The sequence below is a fragment of the Streptomyces sp. NBC_01351 genome (genome assembly GCF_036237315.1).
Lineage (GTDB): Bacteria > Actinomycetota > Actinomycetes > Streptomycetales > Streptomycetaceae > Streptomyces.
On sequence record NZ_CP108356.1, the window covers coordinates 333,683 to 348,971 of the forward strand.

13 protein-coding genes and 1 pseudogene are annotated in these 15,289 nt (G+C 74.9%); 3 read left to right on the forward strand and 11 right to left on the reverse strand.

The window, feature by feature from the left end:
- Entirely contained in the window at positions 1-1,218 is a 1,218-nt protein-coding gene (locus tag OG625_RS01720) for a mannosyltransferase family protein (protein WP_329376215.1), read from the forward strand.
- Positions 1,219-1,243: 25 nt separating this feature from the next.
- Here the strand turns inward: OG625_RS01720 and OG625_RS01725 are convergent, their stop codons facing one another.
- Complete coding sequence (locus tag OG625_RS01725) at positions 1,244-1,933, reverse strand: response regulator transcription factor (protein ID WP_329376217.1); 690 nt, start codon at positions 1,931-1,933, stop codon at positions 1,244-1,246.
- A complete protein-coding gene (locus OG625_RS01730) occupies positions 1,930-3,189 on the reverse strand; it encodes a sensor histidine kinase (RefSeq protein WP_329376219.1) in 1,260 nt (419 codons plus the stop codon). Before OG625_RS01730 ends, OG625_RS01725 begins: the two co-directional genes overlap by 4 nt.
- 247 nt (positions 3,190-3,436) lie before the next feature.
- On the opposite strand from OG625_RS01730, the gene OG625_RS01735 reads away from it, so the two are divergent.
- The gene (locus OG625_RS01735) at positions 3,437-4,810 is read left to right on the forward strand and encodes a tannase/feruloyl esterase family alpha/beta hydrolase (protein ID WP_329376221.1); all 1,374 of its coding nucleotides are present in this window, start codon (positions 3,437-3,439) and stop codon (positions 4,808-4,810) included.
- 40 nt (positions 4,811-4,850) lie between these two features.
- A complete protein-coding gene (locus OG625_RS01740) occupies positions 4,851-5,093 on the forward strand; it encodes an antitoxin MazE7 (protein ID WP_329376223.1) in 243 nt (80 codons plus the stop codon).
- Positions 5,094-5,158: 65 nt separating this feature from the next.
- On the opposite strand, the gene OG625_RS01745 is transcribed toward OG625_RS01740, so the two are convergent.
- From OG625_RS01745 to OG625_RS01785, 9 genes and pseudogenes are all read right to left on the reverse strand, one after another.
- On the reverse strand, positions 5,159-6,589 hold the full coding sequence (locus tag OG625_RS01745) for an ABC transporter ATP-binding protein (RefSeq protein WP_329376225.1): 1,431 nt from the start codon (positions 6,587-6,589) through the stop codon (positions 5,159-5,161).
- Positions 6,586-7,380: an ABC transporter permease subunit gene (locus OG625_RS01750; protein WP_329376227.1), complete on the reverse strand. Its 795-nt coding sequence runs from the start codon at positions 7,378-7,380 to the stop codon at positions 6,586-6,588. The genes OG625_RS01745 and OG625_RS01750 overlap by 4 nt, the downstream gene beginning before the upstream one ends.
- On the reverse strand, positions 7,377-8,333 hold the full coding sequence (locus OG625_RS01755) for an ABC transporter permease (protein WP_329390380.1): 957 nt from the start codon (positions 8,331-8,333) through the stop codon (positions 7,377-7,379). Before OG625_RS01755 ends, OG625_RS01750 begins: the two co-directional genes overlap by 4 nt.
- Positions 8,321-9,886, reverse strand: coding sequence for an ABC transporter substrate-binding protein (locus tag OG625_RS01760; protein ID WP_329376228.1), 1,566 nt, complete (start codon positions 9,884-9,886; stop codon positions 8,321-8,323). Before OG625_RS01760 ends, OG625_RS01755 begins: the two co-directional genes overlap by 13 nt.
- Positions 9,883-10,704 carry a class I SAM-dependent DNA methyltransferase gene (locus OG625_RS01765; RefSeq protein ID WP_329376230.1) on the reverse strand — a complete coding sequence of 274 codons (822 nt, stop codon included), beginning with the start codon at positions 10,702-10,704 and terminating at the stop codon, positions 9,883-9,885. The genes OG625_RS01760 and OG625_RS01765 overlap by 4 nt, the downstream gene beginning before the upstream one ends.
- 374 nt (positions 10,705-11,078) lie before the next feature.
- Positions 11,079-12,314: pseudogene (locus OG625_RS01770) on the reverse strand (MFS transporter); the annotation flags it as partial.
- The gene (locus OG625_RS01775; RefSeq protein WP_329376232.1) at positions 12,311-13,366 is read right to left on the reverse strand and encodes an enolase C-terminal domain-like protein; all 1,056 of its coding nucleotides are present in this window, start codon (positions 13,364-13,366) and stop codon (positions 12,311-12,313) included. The pseudogene OG625_RS01770 and the gene OG625_RS01775, both read right to left, overlap by 4 nt.
- Positions 13,363-14,451: a PLP-dependent cysteine synthase family protein gene (locus OG625_RS01780; protein WP_329376235.1), complete on the reverse strand. Its 1,089-nt coding sequence runs from the start codon at positions 14,449-14,451 to the stop codon at positions 13,363-13,365. Before OG625_RS01780 ends, OG625_RS01775 begins: the two co-directional genes overlap by 4 nt.
- A complete protein-coding gene (locus tag OG625_RS01785; RefSeq protein WP_329390382.1) occupies positions 14,448-15,251 on the reverse strand; it encodes a Rossmann-like domain-containing protein in 804 nt (267 codons plus the stop codon). The genes OG625_RS01780 and OG625_RS01785 overlap by 4 nt, the downstream gene beginning before the upstream one ends.
- Between the last annotated feature and the right edge of the window lie 38 nt (positions 15,252-15,289).

Consider the following 15,289-nt stretch of genomic DNA (forward strand, 5'->3'; position numbering starts at 1 on the left):
ATGCCCGTCACCGCCGCGCAGCGGCCGGCCGTCACACCCCGCTCCCCCGCTCCAGCGCGGTACACGAAGGCCGTCCCGGGCAGACCGCGGCTCGGCCCGGACGACCGCGAGGTGCTCTGGCTGTACGTGCTCACCCGCGTGGGGATCTGGACGACCGCGGGCGCCGTCCGCTGGCTGTTCCCCGCCGGCGGGGACCGGGCCCCGCGGCCCGGCCCGCTGCTCTCGCCCTGGCAGCAGTGGGACTGGTGGCACTACCTCCACATAGCCCAGGACGGCTACTTCCCCGCCGGCGCGGGCCCGTGGACCGCCGGCTGGGACAACCGGGAGGCCTTCCTGCCCGGGTTCCCGCTCGCGCTGCGCGCCGTCCACGCGGTGGTCCCGCACTGGGCCGCGGCGGGAGCACTGATCTCGTTCCTCGCGGGAGGAGTGGCCGTCCTCGCCCTGGCGCGCATCGCCCGCCGGCATCTGCCTGACGCGCAGGCCGGCCGGCGCACGGTCCTGTTCTTCCTCCTCTCGCCGTGCGCGGTGTTCCTCGCCGCCGGCTACACCGAGGCACTGTTCCTGGCCCTGGCCCTGCCCGCCTGGTCGGCGGCGCAGCGCGGGAACTGGCCCGCGGCGGCGGTGCTGGCCTGCCTGGCCTGTTCGGTGCGCGCCTCGGGACTGTTCCTGGTGGCCGCGCTCGTCCTCCGGTTCGTCCTCGCCGCGCGGAGCCGCCGCGACTGGCGGGCGGCCCCGTGGCTGTGTCTGCCCGCGCTCGCGCCGGCCGCGTACAGCTGGTACCTCCACGCGAAGACCGGGGACTGGATGGCGTGGCGGCACGCCCAGGAACGCGGCTGGTACCGGGAGTTCCACGCCCCGTGGGAGGCCTGGTCCCACACCTGGGACGCCGCCTTCGGGCACACCCAGCCCACCGGGTACGCCCTGATGTGGCAGGCCGAACTGCTGGCCATGGTGGTGGGGATCGCGCTCGTGGTGCTGCTCGTGCGACGCCGGCAGTGGCCCGAGGCCCTGTACATCGCCCTGACGTTGTGGGCCCTGGGCACCTCCTACTGGTACACCTCCATCCCCCGTTCCACGCTGCTGTGGTGGCCGCTGTGGATCGCCCTGGCCGGCTGGAGCCTGCGCCGTCCGCGTGTCCGGACCGCGTACCTGTGCGTCGCGGGCCCGCTGTCCACGTTGGTGGCCGTCACTTTCATGACGGGGCACTGGGCGGGCTGAAGTACACGCTGCCAGGACGACCCGGCTACAGCAGGCCGTGGTCCCGGGCGTAGATGGCGGCGTGCGTGCGGTCGCGCAGGCCGAGGCGCGAGAGGACGCGGGAGATGTGGTTCTTGACCGTGCCCTCGCTGAGGAACAGGCGGGCCGCGATCTCCCGGTTGGTCGAGCCCGTGGCGATGAGGCGCAGTACGTCGGTCTCCCGCTCGGTCAGGGCGGGGAGGCCGACGGGGGCGGCGCGGATCGCGGGGGCGACCGCGGGCGGTTCCGGGGGCGCGGGGCGGGCCGCGTTGGCGGCCAGGCGGCGGGCAACCGCCGCGTCGAGCTGGGCCACCCCGGCGTGTGCGAGGCGTACGGCCGCGGCCAGTTCGGCCGAGGGCAGGTTCTTGAGCAGGTAGCCCACGGCTCCCGCGGCGAGGGCCTGGGCCACGTACTCGTCGTCGTCGAAGGTCGTCAGCATGATCACCCTGCAGTCCGGGGCGCGGCGGCTGAGGACCCCGACGGCGGTGACCCCGTCCATGACGGGCATCCTGACGTCCATCAGGACCACGTCGGGCCGGTCGGCGAGCGCGGCCTCGACTGCCTGGCGGCCGTCCTGGACGGCCCCGGTCACGGTGATGCCGGGCTGGATGCCGAGCAGGGAGGCGATCCCCTCGCGGACGAGCTGCTGGTCGTCCACGACCAGCACCCGTACGTCGGGGCGGGCCGGTGTGGTCATCGGTCGGTCTCCGGTGTCGGGGCGGGGACGCGGGGCACGCGCGCGGTGACGGTGGTGCCGCGGCCCGGTCCGGTGTCCACTTCGACCCGACCGCCGAGGAGCGCCAGCCGCTCGCGCATCGCGCGCAGGCCGAACCCGCTCGCGTCGCCCGCGTCGCCCGTGCGGGCATCGGCGCGGAAGCCGCTGCCGTCGTCGGCGACGACCAGCCGGGCTTCGTGCTCCCCGTACCGCGCCGACAGCCGGACCTTCGTCGCGCCCGCGTGGCGGCGTGCGTTGGTGAGCCCCTCCTGGGCCGCGCGGTACAGGGCGGTGAGCGCTTCCGCACGGTGGCCGTGTTCGTCCCCGGACAGGTCGAGGGTGACAGCGGGCCCGCCGCCGTCCGCCTGGCGGGCGAGGTCGGCGAGGGCCGCGGAAAGCGAGAAGGGCTCCGGCCCGTCCTCGTCGCGCATGGCCCGTACCGACCGACGGACGTCGTCGAGCGCCTGGTCAGCCGAGCGGCGGGCGTCGGCGAGGGCCTGCCGTGCGGTGTCGGGGTCCCGATCCTGGAAGGCGGACGCCTTCTCCAGTTGTACGGCGATCGCGGTGAGGTGGTGGCCGAGGCCGTCGTGGAACTCGCGGGCGAGCCGGTTGCGTTCACGTACGGTCGACAGCCGCGCGACCCGGGCCGCGTAGTCGGTCAGTCGTCCGTGCGCGTCGCGCAGTTCGTCCAGGGTGTGCGTGAGCCGGTGGCGGGCTTCTTGTTCCCCTGCGGCGACGGTGGCCATCGAGACGGCGAGGACGAGGGCGAGGCCGGACATCAGCAGGTCGGTGATCTCGCCCGGCCGGACGTACCACCCGGGCGCCCACAGGGTGTTCCCGGCGAGGACCACCGCCCCGCACCCCACGCCCAGCGCGATGCCGGCCCTGCGGCCGAAGGCGAAGTACGCGCTCAGCGGCAGCAGGACGAACAGGGCCCGCGCCACGCCCGAGCCGTCGAGGGCGGCCGCGACGGCGGACAGCGCGATGCGCGCGAGGAGCAGCAGGAGGGCCGGATGGAAGGGTGTCCGCCCCGGGTGGCGGTGGGCTTCGGCGCGGTCGAGGGCGGCGAGGAGGAGCAGGCAGGTGGTGAACCCGCCGAGCCGCAGCGGGTCGGCGGGCGGCCCGGCCGCCACCGTGCCGGCGTACACGCCGCCCCCGAGAACCACCGCGTGGACGAGGGGCGGCAGCCACGGCAGGGGCCTCGGGGGCCGGGTGGCCGAGGTCGGCGACGCGCTCATGGGCTCCCCCTCGTGGGCTTCGGCTGCCGCGAACGATACGCGCGGGGCGGGGCCGGGCGGGAGCGCGCGCGTCGGGTCGTGACGGACCTTGGCCGGAGGTCATGTGCCGTTCGGCCACGGTGTCCCGACCGGGTGTGGCCGCTCGGCATCTGGGGGCCGGCGCCTCGGCGTTCCTAGCCTCGGAGCGCCGGATGACAGTCGAGGTCCGGTTCACCGCAGACCGCCGACAAGACAGGGATGGCTCCCGATGCCCCTCATGCGAATCGCCCGACCGATAGCGGCCGTTGGCGCGACGCTGCTGACCGCGCTCCTGGTGCCCCCGGGCGCGAACGCGGCCCCGGCACCGCACCCGGCGTGCACGGCCCGGGTCCCCGGCGCGGAGTACGTGACCGGCGCCTGCCTCGCCGACCTCACCACCGCCGGGACCACGGTGACCGGGCACACCGATCCGGCCGACTGGGCCGGGCTCGAAGCGCCCGGCGCGGTCAATCCGTCGGGGGTGAAGGGGGTCCAGCTGGACGGGTACTTCCCCGACACCTCGACCACCAACACCAACCACGGCTGGAACCACGACAGTCAGTTCGTGATCCGGCTGCCCGACCACTGGAACGGCGGTCTGGTCGTCGCCGGACCGCCCGGTGTCCGCGAGCAGTACGCCAACGACCGCCTGATCGCCGACCACGTGCTCGCGCAGGGGTACGCGTACGCGGCCACCGACAAGGGCAATACGGGTGCACGGATCCACACGGACGGACGGCGCCCCGGCGACGCGGTGGCCGAATGGCACGACCGGGTGACGCAGCTGACGGTGGCCGCCAAGCGGACGGCCGCGCGCCACTACGGCCGGGCGCCCGTGCACACGTACATGGCCGGCGCCTCGGCCGGCGGCTATCTGGTGCGGTGGCAGCTGGAGAACCGCCCGGATCTGTACACGGGCGGAGTGGAGCTGCACGGCCTGCTGCTCACCCCCGACAGCCCCAACGTCCTGGACACCGCCCCCGCCGCCCTGCGCGCCTATCCGCGCTACGCGGCCGGGGAGCCGGGCGCCCTGGAGGAGATGTACGCCGCCGGGTATCCGGAGGGGACCAGGCCCCTGTGGGAATGGCACTACCGCAACCAGTGGGACTCCCTCCAGCGGATCATGCGCGAGGAGATCGACCCAGGGTACGACGGCGACCGGGAGGCCGGGTTCCCCTTCTGCCCGGCGGGAGTTCAGCCGGGCTGCGACACCGACTACGTGTACGCCGACCGTCCGCGCCGCGTGCACAGGACGGTGGAACGGCTGTCGCTGACCGGCCGGATCGGGCGGCCGCTGATCACGCTCCAGGGCACCCTCGACACCCTCCTGCCGATCAGCAGGAGCGGTGACGTCTACGCGCGGATGGTCGAGGACTCCGGGCGCGGCGGTCTGCACCGCTACTACCGGATCGCGGACGGGACGCACTCCGACGGCCTGGCGGCACCCTTCCCGCAGCTGGTCCGGCCGATGTCCCCGTGCCTGCGGACGGCTTTCGACGCGCTGACCGCCTGGACGGGGCCGGGCGGCACGCTCCCCCCGCCGAGCCGTACGGTGCCCAGGCCCGCGCCCGGGAGCGACACCGTGAACATGTGCTCGCTGTGAACCGGCCCCCGGCCGGGCCGCGGACGCGCATACTCGGAGCATGGCTGCTGACACCACCACAGTCGAGGTCGACACCGATGTGCACGAGCGGCTCACCGCGCTCGCCACGGCCCGCGGACTGAGCCTGCGCGCGTACCTCGCCGAGCTCGCCGCCGCCCACGAGAACGAAGCCGGGCTCGCGCGCGCCACGCTCGCCTTCGAGCGGGCGGTCGAGCGGCCCGGCTTCCGGGAGGGCTTCGAGCGGGACTTCGGCCCCGGCCGGGCGGACGCCCGGGTGGCGTGAGCGGGCCCCCTCCCATCTGGTGGCTCCCCCAGTGGTGCGGACCCGCCGCGGCCTCCTCGCCGCGGTCAACAGCCGGCGCTGACCCCCTCCTCCGCCGGTGACGCGATGCGTCCCGCGTCCAGTACGGCGGTACGGTCGGCCAGCGCGGCCGCGGCGGCCAGGTCGTGGGTGATGAACACCAGGGCGAGCTCCGTGCGCTCGCGGAGCTCCGCGAGAAGTTCGAGCACGGCCCCGCGGGTGGTGGGGTCCAGTCCCGAGGTGATCTCGTCGCAGACGAGCAGCCTCGGCCGGGCGAGCAGGGCCCGGGCAAGCGCGGCCCGCTGGAGTTCCCCGCCGGAGAGCGCTCCCGGTCGGCGGGCGGCCGTGGAAGGGCTCAGGCCCAGCCCGGTCAGCGCCTCGGCGGCTTCCTCGCGGGCCGCCGCCGGGTCCGCTCCGCGCAGCCGGACGGCGGTGCGGGCGACCTGGTCGAGGACCGGCCGGTGTTCGTCGAAGGCCGCCCTCGCGTCCTGGAACACGTACTGGACGGCCGCCAGCTGGGCCCGGCTGCGCGCCCGCAGGCTGTTCGGCAGCGGTGCCCCGTCGAGCAGGATCCGGCCCCGGTGCTCGGCGTGCAGACCCGCCAGGCACCTCCCCAGGGTGGTCTTGCCGCTGCCCGAGGGGCCGACCAGGGCGAGGCACTCCCCCGCCGCGACCGAGATCCCGACGTCGTGGAGCACGTCCACTGCGCCGCGCGCCGTGCGGTGCGAGGCCGTCAGGGCCTCGACCTCCATGCGGACCGTGCCTGTCGGCCGGCGTGCGCGCGGAATGCGGGGCGAGGCCTGCGGGCTCGGCGCGTCGAGCACGGCGTCGGCCGGTCCCCGGTCCACGATCCGGCCGCCGCGCATCACCACGACCTCGTCGGCCAGCTCCCGCACCACGTCGAGGTCGTGGCTCAGCAGGACGACGGCCATGCCCCGCGCGGCGAGGGCGGCCAGTTCGGCCACGATGCCCGCTTTGGTGTGTGCGTCCTGACCGGTCGTGGGTTCGTCGGCGACGATCGCCGAGGCCCCGAGCAGCAGTGCCTGTGCGAGCACCACGCGCTGCTGCTGGCCGCCGGAGAGCTGGTGCGGGAAGCGCCGCAGCACCTGCTCGGGGTCCGGGAGCCGGGCCAGCCGCAGCGCCTCGTGCACCCGCCGCAGCCTCTCCCGGCGGCCGCCTCCCGCGAGGGCGGCGATGTCCCCGAGGAGGGCGCCGACGCGCCGGGCCGGGTTGAGTACGGCGGCCGGGTGCTGGGGTACGTACCCCACCGCGCCCGGCCGGGTGCGTACGAGTCCCTCGACGCGGGCGCCCGGCGGGTACTCGCCGAGGAGCGCGAGGCCGGTGGTGGTCTTGCCGCTGCCGGAGGGGCCGATGAGGGCCGTGATCCGGCCGGCGCGGGCCGCGAGGCTGACGCCGTCGACGAGGGCCCGGCCGCCGATCTCCACCCGTAGGTCCCGTACTTCGGCGACCGTGCTCACTTTCCCGTTCCTTTCCGGAGGGCCGCGTCGAACAGCAGGTTGGCGCCGGTCGACAGGGCCGCGATGAGGGCCGCCGGTATCACCACGGCCCAGGGCTGGAGGAACAGCCCGGTGCGGTTGCGGTCGACCATCACCGCCCAGTCGGCGGCGTCCGGTTGGACGCCGACGCCCAGGAACGCGGCCGTGGCCACCAGGTACAGGGCCCCGGTGAGACGGATGCCGGCGTCCGCGGCGAGGGTGCGCCGCATCGACCGGGCGACGTAGCCGAGCGCCGTGCGCCACCAGGATTCGCCCTGCATGCGCAGCGCTTCGACGGCCGGCCGGGAGGCCACCTCCACCGCCGCCGCGTGGACCACGCGGGCCGCGTCCGGTACGGCGGCCAGCCCGACGAGCGCGGTCAGCGCGACGGGTCCGGGCGTCAGGGTCGCCGCCACGAGCAGTACGAGGAGCAGCGAGGGCACGGCGCTGAGCACGTCCAGCGGCCTCATCAGCGCCTCCTCCAGCCAGCCGCGCCGGGTGAGCGCGGCGGCGAGGCCGGCGGGCAGCGCGACGAGGTAGGCGAGCGCGGTCGCGGCGAGGGCCACGAGCACCACGGAGCGGCCGCCGAGCAGCACCTGCCGCCAGACGTCGCGGCCGCTGAAATCGGTGCCGAGCCAGTGGTCCGGGCCGGAGGCGAAGGAGACGGAGCGCGGTCCGGGGGGCCCGGCGAAGAGCGGTCCGAGGAGGGCCAGCAGCAGGGGTACGGCGACGAGTGCGGCGGCCAGGGCGTACCGGGCGGGAGCGCGTTTCACGCGGCCACCCCCGCCCGTGGGGCGAAGCGGCGGGCGACGAGGTCGGCGCCGAGGTTGGCCAGGACGGTGACGACTCCGAAGACGACGGCCATGCCCTGTACGACGGGCACGTCCCGGGCGGCGACGGCCTCGATGAGCACGGTACCCAGCCCCGGGACGACGAACAGGGCCTCCACGACGATGACCCCGCTCAGCAGCCAGTCGACGGTGCGCGCCAGCTGCTGCGTGGCGGGCGCCAGCGCGCACGGCAGGGCGTGCGCCCAGCGGATGCGGGAGCCGGAGATGCCGTACCGGCGCGCCTGGGCCACGTACGGCGAGGCCATGGCCTCGATCATCCCGGCGCGCACGAGACGGCTGAGGGTGCACACGGGGCGGGCGGTGAGCACGAGTACGGGCAGCACCAGCACGACGGGGTCGGCGGCGAGGTCCGTTCCGACGGCGGTGGCCGGGAGCCAGCCCAGGTGGAGGGCGAACAGAGCGGCCAACAGCACGCCGAGGGCGAATTCGGGTACGGCGTGCACGGCCAGCGTCACGGCGCTGACGGCCTGGTCCACCGGGCCGCCCTCGCGGCGGGCGGCGAGGACGCCGAGGCCGACCGAGAGGGGCACGAGCAGGGTCAGGGTGGCGGCGGCGAGGATCAGGGTGGGGCCGAGACCGGCCGCGAGGTGTCCGGTGACGGGCCGTCCGGTGACCAGGGAGGTGCCGAGGTCGCCGTGGAACATCCCCGCGACCCAGTCCAGGAGCCGCTGCTCGGCGGGCCGGTCCAGTCCCATGGCCTCGCGGATCCGGGCGATGCGTTCGGGGTCGGGCTGGTCGCCCGCGAGGGCGACGGCCGCGTCGCCGGGCAGTGCCTCGGTGAGGACGAAGATGATCAGGACGACGGCCGCCGTCTGCCCCAGGCCGAGGAGCAGGCGGCGGCCGATCCAGGGAAGTCCCGTGGTCACGCGAGCCAGGTCTTGTCGAAGCGCGCCCAGTCGAGGGTGTTGGCGGGGGCCGTCTTGGACACCCCGTGCACCTTCGGCGAGGTGGCGACGATCCAGTCGGCGAAGCCCCAGATCAGGAAGCCGCCTTCGTCGTGCAGCCGGCGCTGCATGCGCTCGTAGAGGGCCGTGCGCTCCTTCTCGTCGCGGGTGGACTGGGCCTGCTGGTAGAGGTCGTCGAAGTCCTTGTGCTGCCACTTGGTGGCGTTGGTGGTGGATCCGGTGAGCAGGCGCTGGTTGACGTGGGACTCGATGGGCATGGCGCCGGAGCGGTAGGAGGCAAAGGTTCCGCCGGAGAGGATGTCCTTCCAGTAGGTGTCCTTGTTGCCGACCTTGACCTCCACGGTGACTCCGGCCTTCGCCGCCTGCTCCTTGAAGATTCCGGCGGCCTCGATGAAGCCGGTGGCGGCGGGGGCGGTGTCGAGGGTGACCTTGAGGCCTTCGGCGCCGGCCTCCTTGAGAAGGGCGCGGGCCCGGTCGAGGTCCTGGGTGCGCTGGGGCAGGCCGGCCGCGTAGTACTGGCAGCCCTTGCCGAAGAGGTCGTTGCCGATCTCCCCGGCCCCGGAGAGGGCTCCGTCGACGAGCTCCTTGCGGTCGGCGATGAGGAAGAAGGCCTGGCGGACCCGCTTGTCGTCGAAGGGCGGCCGGTCGGTCTTCATGACGAAGCCCTGCATGGCGCTGCCGGGCAGCCGTACGACCTCGATCCTGCCCTTGCCCTCGTGGGCGCGGGCGCTGGCCGGGGTGAGCTCGTGGGCGTACTCGACCTGGCCGCCGAGGAGCGCGCTCACCCGCGCGGACTCCTCCGCGGCGATGACGAATTCGAGCTCGTCGAGGTGCGGGGCGCCCTCCCAGTAGGCGGGGTTGCGCTCGACGAGGAGGCTGCTGCCGGGCTTGAAGGAGACGAAGGTGAAGGGGCCCGAGCCGACGGGCTGCGCGAAGTCGGTGGCGTCCTTGGGGACGACGTACGCGCCGAAGGCGGCCAGCGTGTTGGGGAATTCGGCGTACGGCCGCTTGAGCCGGAACTCGACGGTGGAGGCGTCCACGGCGCGGCTCGCCGCCAGGTCGATCGGTTCGAGGGAGGCCTTCGCGCGGAAGGTGCCCTTCGGGTCGGCGATCCGGCGGTAGCTGTACAGGACGTCTTCGGCGGTGACGGGCCGGCCGTCGTGGAAGGCGGCCTTGCGCAGGGTGATCCGCCAGGTGTCCAGGGTCTCGTTGGGCTCCCAGCGTTCGGCGAGGCGCGGTACGGGGGCGAGGTCGGCGCCGAAGTCGGCGAGCTTGTCGAAGAGGGCCTTGGCGCGGGCGGCGTCGACGAAGAGGTTGGCCGCGTGCGGGTCGAGGGTCTCGGCGGCGCCGCCGCCGGCGAAGGCCGCGCGCAGGCGTCCGCCGGGCTTGGGCGTGCCGGTTCCCCCCTTGGCGTCGCTCGCGGTGGTCTTGGGGGTCCCGCAGCCCGTGGCGAGGGCGAGGGTGGTGGCGGAGCCCGCGATGAGGAGGGTCCTGCGGGCGAAGCCGGTCCGGCGGTCGTTCATGAGGTGCTGTCTCCGTTGCTGTGGTGATGGGGCTTCAGGCGCGCTACGAGGTGCAGCCGGTCGGCGCTCGCCGTCGCGTGCGGGGCGTCGCCCTCGCGCCAGGGCGGGTCGGTCCTGGGGCCGGGCCCGTCGTTGAGGTCGAGCGCCTCGAAGCCGGCGGTGTCCAGGAAGTGGCGGAGCTCCTGCGGGAAGAGCAGACGCCAGGCGGAGTGCTGCTCGGCCGGGGGCGTGCCGTCGTCGGCGGACCAGATCCGGTGGCGGCGCAGGAGTTGCGCGGCGTGGTCGATGTGCAGGGTGGTGCGGGAGGTGTAGGTGATGCCGTGCCAGGTGAACCCGGCGGTGCGCGGGCCGTCGAGCAGCTCGGTGTTGCCGAGGAAGAAGGCCCCGTTGCGCATTTCGGCGACGAGCAGTCCACCGGGGGTGAGGTGGGCGCGGCAGCGGGCGAGGAAGGCGGTGAGGTCCTCGTTGGTGTGGCAGTAGAGCAGGGCGCTGTCGAGGCAGACGACGGCGTCGAAGGTCCGGGGCGCGAGGTCGAAGTCCCGCATGTCGGCGCGGTGGTAGGCCGGTCCGTGGTGCCGGTCCCGGGCGTGGGCCAGCATCGCCTCGGAGGTGTCGATGCCGGTGACCTCGCGGTCGGCCCGGTGGTGCAGCCAGGCGGCGTCGCGTCCGGTGCCGCAGCCCACGTCGAGCACGCGGGGCCCGGCGCCGTGGTGGGCCAGGACGGACTCGGCCCAGCGGGCGGCGAGGTGGTCGGGGTCGGGGAAGCGCTCCTCGTAGAGCTCGGGGTGGTCGGTGAGGAGGTTGCCGGAGGTGGTCATCGGCTCTCGCTTGTCTGACGGATGTCGGCGGACAGGGGCTGGGCGGGCGGGGGCTGGGCGGGCGCCGGTTCGGCGGGCGGTGCCCCGGCGGGCGGAAGTTCCCCGGGCAGGGCCCCGGCGGGCGCAGGCCCTGCGGGCACGGCCCCGGCAGGCGCAGGTTTCGCGGACGGAGCCCCGGCAGGGGCACCTCCTACGGACGCGGCCTGCGCAGGCGCGGGACCCTCGGGTACGGCCCCGCCGGACGTAGACCCTGCGGGCACGGCCCTGGCAGGCGCATCTCCCGCGGACCCGGCCTTCGCAGGCGCAGGGCCCTCGGGCACGGCCTCGGCGGGCGACGGTTGCCGGGGCGCGTCAGGACGGGTTCCGGTCGCCCCGGCGGAATCGGCCGACGCGGCGGCCTCCGGGAGGGCGCGTCTTCGGTGGAGACGGGCCACGGCCGCCGCCGAGGCCAGGCCGAGGGCGAGGCAACAGGCGAAGGGCAGCCAGGCCAGGCCTGTGTGTCCGGCGGTGTCCATGGCCCAGCCGACGGCGGCGCTGCCGGCGGCGGCCGCGATGCCGGACACCGCGTAGAAGAGCCCGTAGTAGGTGCCGGTGAGGCTCTGGCGGCCGAAGGCGGGTATCAGCTCCATCACGAACGGCTGGGCGATCATCACGCCGAAGTGCAGCAGCAGCGCGCCGGCGAGCACGAGCAGCAGGTACCCCGGGTGCGGGGATCCGGCGCCCGCGACGAGCATCGGGGGGACGAAGCCGAGGCCCATGACCGCCAGACCCACCGATATCCAGCGGGCGCGGCTGCCGGTCCCCTTCAGCCTGCGGGTGATGCGGAGCTGGAGGAGGAGGTTGGCGACGGTGCCGGCCAGGAAGAGGAGCCCGATCGAGCCGTCCCAGCCGGAGGCTCGTACCGCCGCGTGCGGCAGCAGCAGGTACAGCTGGTTCTCCAGTCCGTACATGCCGATCATGGCGAGGGAGAAGGCGAGGAACCCCCGGCTGCCCGCCGCCTCCCGCCAGTCGCCCGTCAGCCGCGTCTCCGGGGCCGGGACCTCCCGCGCGGGCAGCACGAGGAGTTGGGCGAGGGTGAGCGCCGCGAAGATCCCGGCCGCGGTGACGGCGGCGGCCCGGAAGTCCACCAGGAGGAGCAGCGTCCCGAGCAGCGGGCCGAGCAGGGCCCCGGTGGTGGCGAAGACGTTGAACAGCGCGAAGGCCTCGGCCTTGCGCTCGCCGGCCTCCTGGGCGACGTAGGTCCGTACGGCGGGGTTGAAGAGGGCCCCCGCCAGCCCGCTGAGTATGGACGCGGCGAGCAGCAGCGGCAGCGCGTCGCCGAGTGCGAACATCGCGAACCCCAGCGTCCGCAGGGCACAGCCCGCGATGATCACCCCGCGGGCGCCGAGCCGGTCGGCGGCCGAGCCGCCGAGCAGGAAGAGACCCTGCTGGCTGAGGTTGCGCAGGCCGAGTATCACGCCGACGGCGGCCGCGGAGAGCCCGAGGTCCTGGGAGAGGTGCGTGGCGAGGTACGGGATGAGCAGGTAGAAGCCGGTGTTGACGCCGAGCTGGTTGACGAGGAGCAGGCGGACGGCGAGCGGGAAGCCGCGGACGGCGTTCAGGGTCTTCACCGTCCGGCCCCCGCCCGGGCCGGTCTGACGCCGAGTCCGGCCCGGTTCGCGGCCCGTACGGTCCCGTCCGCGCCGCCGATGCCGGTCCACGGGTCCTCGGCGAGCAGCAGGTGCCCGTCGAGGTCGACCCAGCGTGCCCGGTCGGCGAGGTGCACGGCGGGGGCGATGCCGAGCGAACTGGCGGTGAGGCAGCCGAGCATCAGGTCGGTGCCGCTGCCGCGCAGGGCTTCGTGGATGCGCAGGGCGGCGCGCACCCCGCCGCACTTGGCGAGTTTGACGTTGACGCCGTGGACCAGGCCGGCGAGCGCGACGGCGTCCTCGTAGGAGACCGCGTCCTCGTCGGCGATCACGGGGATCGGGGATTCCTTGGCGACCCGGGCCAGGACGTCGGGCCGGCCTGGTGCGACGGGCTGTTCCACGGCGCCGACGCCGAGCGCGGCGAACCGCGGCAGCAGGTCGAGGGCCTGGGCTTCCGTCCACGCGCCGTTGGGGTCGAGCAGCAGGGCGGCCCCGGGCGCTCCGGTGCGTACGGCTTCCACGCGTGCGAGGTCCTCGGCCGGATCGGGGGATCCCGCCTTGACCTTGAGGACGGTGAAGCCGCTCATGGCGAGCCGGGCGGCTTGGGCGGCGGCCGGTACCGGGGCGGTGATGCCGATCGTACGGGCGGTCGCGGCGGCGGGGGCGGTGGGCGTGCCGAGCAGCCGGTGTGCGGGCTCGCCCGCCCGCTTGCCCACCAGGTCCAGCAGGGCGGCCTCGACGGCGGCCAGTACCCCGGGCGGCAGCCCGTCCCAGGCGGGGTGGCCGCTGCCGGTCTCGGCCCAGGCGGTCTCCGGGTCGGGGAAGCGCTCGGTGGCGGCGCGCACCGACTCCAGGTGCTTGTGGATGGCGGCGGTGGGCAGCCCGAGGTAGTCGCTGCTGACGGCCTCGCCCCGGCCGCGCAGCCCGCCGTGCTCGATCACGACCTCGACGGCGTCGCGGCGGGACATCACCGAGCGGGAGATGCGCAGGGGTTCGGCGAGTTCCAGGCCGGCGGTGTGCCGGGTGAGCTTCACGCGGCGCCTCCGCGGGTTGGTGCGAGGACGGCCTTGCAGCGGGCCCAGCCGGTGGCTTCGACGGCGTGGGGGTGCGGGATCTCCAGGGGGCGGACGGCGCGGACGGCGGTGTCCAGGCCGTGGGTGCGGCAGAAGTCGTCGTCGTAGACGGTGTCGAGGTAGCGGTGCGGTCCGTCGGGGAAGACGGTGGCGACGACCGCGCCGGGCTCGGTGCGGGCGGCCCAGGCGGAGACGAGGGCGACGGCACCGGTGCTCCAGCCGCCGCTGACGAAGGCGGAGCGGGCGAGCCGGCGGCAGGCGTCCACGGCTTCGGCGGGCCCCACCCAGTGCACTTCGTCGAAGGCCTCGTGGGCGACGTTCGCGGGGTGGATGCTGCTGCCGAGTCCGCGCATCAGGCGGGGACGGGCGGGCTGTCCGAAGATGGCCGAGCCGACGGAGTCGACGCCGATGACCTTCAGGCGGGGCCAGCGGCGGCGCAGCGGGGCCGCGAGTCCGGCGCTGTGGCCGCCGGTGCCGACGCTGCACACGAGCACGTCCAAGTGGTCGAGCTGTGTGGTGAGTTCGGTGGCCAGCGAGCGGTAGCCGGCGGCGTTGTCCGGGTTGTTGTACTGGTCGGGCCAGTACGCCCCCGGCATCGAGCGGAGCACCTCGCGCAGCCGGGCGATCCGCGCGGCCTGCCAGCCGCCTTCGGCCGCCGGGCGGTCGACGAGTTCGAGGCGGGCGCCGTGGCTGCGCAGCAACTGGCGCATGGACGGTTCGAGTTCGGTGTCGCCGACGAGGACCACGGGGTGGCCGAGGGCCTGGCCGGCGAAGGCAAGGCCGATGCCCAGGGTGCCGGAGGTGGATTCCACGACGGGGGCGCCGGGCAGCAGTTCGCCGCGTGCGCGGGCGCCGGTCAGCATGGAGACGGCGGCGCGGGCCTTCATCCCGCCGGCGCCGAGGCATTCGAGTTTCGCCCAGAAGCCGGGGTGGCGGTGCGGCAGGTCGGCGCGGATCCGGGCGAGCGGGGTGCGGCCGAGGAGCGGCAGCAGGTCGGGGTTGGCGGTCCGGGTCTGCGGGCGGGGCAGGATCGGGGTGACGGTCACCGGATCCCCCCGTAGCGGTGGATGACGCCGGGGCCGCCGTCGAGCCAGAAGAAGGGGTAGGGCTCGGCGGAGACGGCGTGCACCCCGGCGCCGAGGAAGCGCGGGAGTACGGCGCTGCCGGTCTGGGCGAACATGACGAGGGGCTTGCCGGTGGCGGCGGCGTGGTCGAGCAGCGGCTGGAAGGTGCCGTTGCCCAGCGTCATGCCGGAGGCGAGGACGGCGTCGCAGTGCGCGAGCTCGGCGAGCGCGTCGGTCCGTACGGGCTCGCCCCATTCGGTGGTGCCGCCCTTGAGGTCGCAGGGCGTGTACGAGGTCCCGCGCTCGCGGAGCCCCTCCAGCAGCGAGTTGACGACGCCGACGACCAGGACGCGGCGCACTCCGGCTTCGGGAAGGAGGTCGACGACGGCTCGGGCGCGGGCCCGGGAGCGGAGCAGCGAGGTGCCGGCCGGGATGGCGTAGGGGCGGGCTCCGTGTTCGGGGGTGTGCGGGCGGACGTGCGTCAGGTAGGCGTCGAGGGCGGCGATCCGTACGGGCCGGAGCGGGTGGTCGAGCAGGTCGGCGACGGTCGCGCCGACGCAGTCGTCGAGCGCGGCCGGGGGCAGGGCGCCGGGTTCCACGGCGCAGGAGCCGACGGCTGCGGCGAGGCGCAGGCTGAGCACCTCGTTGCGGTAGCCGGAGGCGCGGCCTTCGTGGCGTACGGCCTGGGCGGTGGTGAAGGCGAGGGCCACGCGCTGCCCGGCGGGGTCGGGGCCGTAGGCACCGGCGCGGACCTGTCCGAGGAGGTCGTCGACGGTACGCACCCGGGGTTCGTGCGGGGTGGGGGCGGAGGTGCGGGGAG